7 protein-coding genes are annotated in these 4,779 nt (G+C 72.0%); all 7 read right to left on the minus strand.

Translation table 11 applies throughout. The annotated features are described in order from the left end of the window. Positions 1-1,745 (minus strand): carbamoyltransferase HypF (gene hypF / locus AC2VOR_RS09620; protein WP_486963682.1); only part of this gene is annotated, 1,745 nt, incomplete at its 3' end. Between the two features lies 1 nt (position 1,746). After that, positions 1,747-1,995, minus strand: coding sequence for a HypC/HybG/HupF family hydrogenase formation chaperone (locus tag AC2VOR_RS09625; RefSeq protein WP_369739492.1), 249 nt, complete (start codon positions 1,993-1,995; stop codon positions 1,747-1,749). A gap of 2 nt (positions 1,996-1,997) precedes the next feature. After that, positions 1,998-2,510 (minus strand): hydrogenase maturation protease, encoded by a 513-nt coding sequence (locus AC2VOR_RS09630; RefSeq protein WP_369739491.1) that lies wholly within the window; start codon positions 2,508-2,510, stop codon positions 1,998-2,000. Positions 2,511-2,526: 16 nt separating this feature from the next. Beyond that, positions 2,527-2,646 (minus strand): DUF6893 family small protein, encoded by a 120-nt coding sequence (locus AC2VOR_RS09635; protein ID WP_407687427.1) that lies wholly within the window; start codon positions 2,644-2,646, stop codon positions 2,527-2,529. Beyond that, on the minus strand, positions 2,634-3,989 hold the full coding sequence (locus tag AC2VOR_RS09640; RefSeq protein ID WP_369739490.1) for a hypothetical protein: 1,356 nt from the start codon (positions 3,987-3,989) through the stop codon (positions 2,634-2,636). The genes AC2VOR_RS09635 and AC2VOR_RS09640 overlap by 13 nt, the downstream gene beginning before the upstream one ends. Beyond that, positions 3,986-4,645 carry a DUF6084 family protein gene (locus tag AC2VOR_RS09645; RefSeq protein ID WP_486963683.1) on the minus strand — a complete coding sequence of 220 codons (660 nt, stop codon included), beginning with the start codon at positions 4,643-4,645 and terminating at the stop codon, positions 3,986-3,988. Before AC2VOR_RS09645 ends, AC2VOR_RS09640 begins: the two co-directional genes overlap by 4 nt. Next, positions 4,642-4,779: DUF5947 family protein (locus tag AC2VOR_RS09650; protein ID WP_486963684.1), on the minus strand; the 138-nt coding region annotated here is incomplete at its 5' end. The genes AC2VOR_RS09645 and AC2VOR_RS09650, both read right to left, overlap by 4 nt.

Raw genomic sequence — 4,779 nt, forward strand, 5'->3', positions numbered from 1 at the left:
AACTGGGCCAGCGCCATCCGCCACGGGTTGCGCACCGCGGCGTCGCCGCCGGGCAGCGGCACCGGCAGCAGGTGGGCGGCCCGCACGAAGCGGTGGGTGTCGCGGCCGAGCCGCAGGATCTCGCCGCCCCAGATGGTGTGGTCGCAGCCGTACCCGGTGCCGTCGAACGCCACCCCGATGATCGGTTCGCCGATACGCCCGTGCTCGGCCAGCAGTGACACCACGTGGGCGTGATGGTGCTGGACCAGGTCCAGCGGTCGCTCGCCCGCGTGGCGTTCCGCCCAGGCGCGGGTGTGGTAGCCCGGATGCAGGTCGGCGGCCAGACGGGCCGGGGCGCGGCGTATCTCGCCGAGCTGTTCGACCGCGCGGCCGAACGCGCGCAACGTCTCCCAGGTGCCCATGTCGCCGATGTGCCCGGACAGGTAGGCGCGCGTACCGTCGGTGAGGCAGCAGGTGTTCTTCAGTTCCCCTCCGACGGCCAGCACCGCGGGGCCCTCGCACCCGAGATCCACCGGCAGCGGCGCGTAACCGCGGGAGCGCCGCACGGGCAGCTCCGCTCCGTCGACGATGCGCACCACCGAGTCGTCGCACGGCACGTGGATGGGCCGGTTGTGGTCGAGCAGCGCGTCGCACAGGGCCGGAAGCCGCTGCGCGGCATCGTCGTCGGTGAAGCAGATCGGCTCGTCGGAGCGGTTGGCGCTGGTCAGCACCAGCGTGTCGGGCACGCGCCCGCCGGCCCCGGGGACGGGCGCCAGCAGCAGGTGGTGGATGGGGGAGTAGGGGAGCATCAACCCCAGCAGCGGGCTGGCGGGTGCGACCGCGTCGGCGACCGGCGCGCCGGGCCGGCGCGGGAGCAACACGATCGGCCGGGCCGGGCCCGACAGCACCGCCGCCTCGAGGTCGCCGATCGGGGCGTAGCGGCGCGCGACGTCGAGGTCACGCACCAGCAGCGCGAAAGGCTTGGCGCCGCGGGCTTTCCGGGCACGCAGCGCCGTCACCGCCCCCTGATCGTCGGCGCGGCAGGCCAGGTGGTAACCGCCGATGCCCTTGACGGCCACCACCGCACCGCCGGCCAGCGCGCGTTGCGCGGCGGCCAGCGCGGCGTCCGCGCCGTCCACGCGGCCGCCTTGCGCGGAAAACCACAGCGACGGGCCGCAGTCCGGGCACGCGATGGGCTGTGCGTGAAACCGGCGATCGGCGGGATCGGCGTATTCGCCGGCACACCGCCCGCACATCGGGAACGCCGACATGGTGGTCGCCGGGCGGTCGTAGGGCAGTGTGCGGATGATGGTGAAGCGTGGACCGCAGTTGGTGCACGTGATGAACGGGTGGCGGTGGCGCCGGTCGCCGGGGTCGAACAGCTCGGCGACGCAGTCGTCGCACACCGCGACGTCGGGCGGAATCGGCGTCGTGCCGCCGGCGACCACCTCGCTGGCGGCAATCTGGAACGCGCGCCGGACTCCGACGGCCCCGTCGACGTCGATGTCGACGACGCGAACGGTGCCGATCCGCGCCAGCGGCGGCGCCTCGGCGCGCAGCCGGCGCCCGAACTCCCGCACCCGCGCGGGAGGCCCCTGCACCTCGAGAAAGACCGCGCCCGAGTCGTTGCCGACGAATCCGCTCAGTCCCAGCTCGGTGGCGAGGCGATGGACGAACGGACGGAAGCCGACTCCCTGGACGACGCCGGTCACGGTGACGCGCTGCCGAACCTGACCGGATCGCAGCATCAGGGAGGGTCCGGTCATCTCAGTCGCCCTCCGGATCGCCGCGCCCCATCAGCTCCAGGCCGGCCATCGCCTCGTCGGCCCCGGCGCGGTCGGTCTTCTCGACGACGAAGCCCATGTGGATGATGACCCAGTCGCCGGGGGAGAACGTCTCCTCGGGCAGCATGCCGACGTTGACGCGCCGCTGCTCGCCGACGACGTCGACCAGCGCGAGCTGTCCCGCGTAACCGTCCAGCATCCCGATCACCCGGCCCGGTATCCCCAGACACATGCTCAACACTCCTTCGGCGCCGAGACGGCCACAGAAACCGAAGGGGCCGGACTCTGCAGCGCCGCGACGATGTCCTCGACCGCCCGCGCCGCCCGCGGAACCGCCTCGGCGACGGGTTCGGTCAGGCCGATTCCCTCATCGACGCTACCCGCCTCGCAGCCCACGACGACCGTGTAGGGCGGGCTGCCGCCCAGCGCCCGCAGGCTGGCGAACACCGCTGCCGGCTCCATGCCGTGCGCGTCCACGCCGACCGTTTCGTCCGGCGCCTCGTGGTCGGCCTGGAACACGTGCAGGGTGCCCGGGTTGCCGCGGCTCGGTATCGCATCGACGAGGACCAGCGTGTCCCAGCCGTCGAGCAGGTCGTAGGCCAGATGCATTCCCCGGATGCCGTAGTCGACGACGCGGACGGCCGGATTGTCTTGCGGGAGCTCGGCGTTGCGGACCACTTCCGAGCCGAATCCGTCATCGCCCAGGAAGATGTTGCCGATGCCGGCCACCAGGATGCGCGCTGTCATCACCGCGCCCGGCCGGCTACATCCGCCGCAGCTTGAGGTAGCGGCGGGCATCCGGCAGGGACACCACCCCCATCGCCACCGCGACCGCGACCACCACCGCGATGATGGCCAAAAAGATCCACCCTAGAACTTCCATGTCTGACTCCTCTCCGTGTTCCCGCAGTCGTCCCCCAGCGGCTCGACCTCGTCGGTTGAGAAATACAGGTAACGCCCGTACCAGTCGTGCAGGTCGGCGGCCGGGTCGTCGTCGACGACCACCCCGACATACCGGTTGCCCTCGACGTCCTCGTGCACCGAGGCGACGCGGGCGGTCTTACCGGCGACGAAGATGTCCTGGGCGTCGGCGTTGCGGTTCGGGCGCAACCGCACCCGGCTGCCGCGGGCCACCCGGACCCCGTTCACCAGTACCGCATCGATCTCGGGGCGGACGGCGTTGTCGGCCAGCGGATCCCACCAGTCGACGCCCTCGGGTATCTCGGGCACCAGCCCCGCGTGCGGCCGCGGATCGCGCAGGACACCGTGCAGGCGCGCCATCGCCCCGGGCGAGATGGCATCGCACCGGTCGATGAGCTGCGCGGCCCGCGGATCGGTGGCCCGGGCCTGCGCCTTCTCCTCGTCGGTCATCGTCATCACGCGCAGGGTGAGGATCTCGTCGATCTCGGTGCAGTCGTACAGGGCGGTGCTGCTCTGCTCGGCGACCTCGGGATGGTCGTAGAGGATGATCGGGGAGATCAGCACCACGTCGCGGCTGCCCGGTGCGCCGGCGAGCACGGGGAAGCAGCGATGCCGAGCGCACCGCGACACCGCGCCGGCGGCGTCGGGCGCAGGTTCCAGCAGCGAGACGAACTGCCCGCCGTCGGCTTCGACGATCAGGTGGGTCCCGATCATGGAGCGCGCGATCGCGTCGGCCTTGCCGGTGGCGTCGCGGCCGGTGTTGGCCACGCGCACCGAGACCCGGCGCAGGTGTCCGTCCGGCCGGGCGACCACCGTGAGCTCGCCGCGCACCTCCTCGCGCTGGCGGACCAGCCGCCCGCCGTCCAGCAGTTCGATGTCGGTTGCCGCATCCGCCACCAGCGGAAGGCTCCACGACCGGCCATCCAATGCGATAGGGCCGAAGGACCTCTCGCATTCCACCGCCTCGTCCCAGGAGAGCCACGACCCGGTCGGGGTGGCCAGTTCGGCCACGGGTTCGAAGCCACCGCCGCCGATCTCGCGTTCGGCCCGGCGGTGCTGCAACTGCAGGAACCGAACCACCACGGTGATCGCCCGCCCACCGTCGACCGGGAACTCCGCCCCCATGGCGTCGTCCTCGCCGCAGCCCGCGTCCGCGGCACCGGGTGGCCCCAGAACCCCGAACTGCCAACGCGACTGGTTCTTGCCGGACGTACCGCGATAGGGGTAGAGCAGGTAGCCCTCGTAGAGCACCGCGTCGGCGACCGCACGGGCCCGGGCCCGGCTGGAGGTTTCGGGGGCGCTCACCGTGCGGCCTCCTGCGCGGCGCCCAGCAGCGAGGCGACCGCCCCGTCGAGGTCGAGCAGGCCCCGTGTCGCCTTGTAGCGGGCCAGTGCGGCGACGGTTTCGTGGCGTAGCCGCACCCAGCCGGTGTCGGGGTAGTGCTGGGCGATCAGCGCGCGCCACACCGCGACCGGCATGTCGTAGCAGCACTCGCAGTCCCACGGCACCTGCTGAACCGAGAACCCGCGGTCGGAGTTGACGAAGATCGTTCCGCTGAAGAGGAACTGCAGGGGTACCGCCCCGTCCTGCAGGGCGTGCGCGTATTTGGCGGCCGTCACCTCGAAGTCGTAGGTGCACTCCAGCGGGAGCGTCACCGTCGTGTGCCCGGCGAATCCCGGCACCATCGCCGCGCAATGCTGCCACAGGAACGTGCGCTGCGTGTCGGCCCAGCGCTCGCGGCCGCCGAACAGGTCGAGCAGGCCGGCGGCCTCGTCGTCGGAGTAGGAACGCCGCAGCGGTTCGATGCGCACCTGGCACCGCAGCGCGATGGCGTGCACCGCGCCGGTGTGACCGCCGACGTCGGTGACGCCCACGTGCGCGGTGAGAACCGGTGTGACGCCGTACGGCTCGGGCGCCACGTCGTTAACGGCGAACGCCAGGTCGATCGGCTGCCCGGTCATCGCGGCCTCGCCACGGCACGGGCGGCGAGCCGGGCGAAGAAGTCGTCGATGAACGCACGGGCTTGCTGTCCGCCGTCGAAACCCCGCCACAGCATGCGCAGGCGCCCGACGAATTCGTAGCAGGCGTCGATCGG

The organism is Mycobacterium sp. TH-M103, from assembly GCF_057473785.1.

Bases quoted from the DNA above. Each gene is read 5' to 3' on its own strand.
- AC2VOR_RS09625 (WP_369739492.1), bottom strand. From the start codon at position 1,995: ATGTGTCTGGGGATACCGGGCCGGGTGATCGGGATGCTGGACGGTTAC.
- AC2VOR_RS09630 (WP_369739491.1), bottom strand. From the start codon at position 2,510: ATGACAGCGCGCATCCTGGTGGCCGGCATCGGCAACATCTTCCTGGGC.
- AC2VOR_RS09635 (WP_407687427.1), bottom strand. From the start codon at position 2,646: ATGGAAGTTCTAGGGTGGATCTTTTTGGCCATCATCGCGGTGGTGGTC.
- AC2VOR_RS09645 (WP_486963683.1), bottom strand. From the start codon at position 4,645: ATGACCGGGCAGCCGATCGACCTGGCGTTCGCCGTTAACGACGTGGCG.